1 protein-coding gene is annotated in these 1,187 nt (G+C 55.7%); it reads right to left on the reverse strand.

Annotated features, from left to right (window positions below; genetic code table 11):
• Positions 1-7: 7 nt before the first annotated feature.
• Positions 8-1,168, reverse strand: coding sequence for an IS30 family transposase (locus tag KGA98_RS28420; protein ID WP_218544105.1), 1,161 nt, complete (start codon positions 1,166-1,168; stop codon positions 8-10).
• Positions 1,169-1,187 lie beyond the last annotated feature (19 nt).

Raw genomic sequence — 1,187 nt, forward strand, 5'->3', positions numbered from 1 at the left:
TGTGGATTCAACCGGTCGACGCAACAGATTGGCTAAATCGTTCAGCGGGTGTTTCGTAGTCTAGTGTTTTCCGAGGGCGGCTATTTAGCTGCCTTGCGACTTCATTGAGCGTGGCTTGCGAGTGCTCCGCAAGGTCGGTTCCTTTCGGGAAGTACTGCCTTAACAAGCCGTTGGTGTTCTCATTCGATCCCCGTTGCCAGGGACGATGAGGATCGCAGAAGTAGACCTTGATGTCGGTAGCCACCGTAAAGCGCTTATGGTCAGCCATCTCTTTGCCGCGATCCCAGGTCAGCGATTGGTAGAGTTCTTGGGGTAAGTTACGGGCGTTTTCGATCAGGGCGCTGATGACCGTCTCGCTATCCTTACCGTCCAATTTCACCAGCATTACGTAGCGGGTATGACGCTCCACAAGAGTGGCAATTTGGCTGTTCCTGCTACCGCACAGCAGGTCGCCTTCCCAGTGACCTGGCACCGCCCGATCCTTAGCCGCGGCCGGGCGTTCGCGGATCGATACCGCGTCAGTGATTCGACCGTGATTTTCTTTCTTCTGCGTGTGATGGCGCGAGCGACGCATGGCCCGCGTGCGCCGTAAATGCTCAAGCAACTCCTTCTTCAGAGCCCCGCGGGCCTGTATGAAGAGCGTGCGATAGATCGTCTCGTGTGACACCTGATAGCTCGTATCGTCCGGGTAGGTACGCTTCAACCAACCGGCAATTTGTTCCGGTGACCACTGCAATTGAAGCTTGTCTGCAACAATTTGCGCCACCGTTCGGTTCTCAACAAGTTTGCAGACCTTAGGTCGATGGGCGCGATCCCAGGCAGCCTGATCAGCTTGATTAGCCCGGTAGCCTCCTTGGCCACCGTTGCGTCTGATCTCACGACTGATGGTAGAGGCTGCTCGCCCTAGCAGCGCGGCCATGGAACGGATCGAGTTACCTGCCACCACTGCACGCGAAATCTCTTCGCGCTCAGCCAACGTCAGCGCCAATCTGGACCTGCGGCGTACAGCGGGTCTGATACCGCCTGTTTCCGCCAAGATGCGCTGTATCGATGAATGGTTTCGATCAAATAGTTGGGCTATGTGCTGGAGAGAGTCGCCTTTCTGCCAGTGATCCCACATCAGTTTTTTCTGGCTTTCGGTGTAATAGATCCGAGGTCTCTGCTTCATCTGCAACACTCCTTCTGCT

It is taken from the genome of Pseudomonas sp. BF-R-24, from assembly GCF_019947335.1.
GTDB lineage: Bacteria > Pseudomonadota > Gammaproteobacteria > Pseudomonadales > Pseudomonadaceae > Aquipseudomonas > Aquipseudomonas jessenii.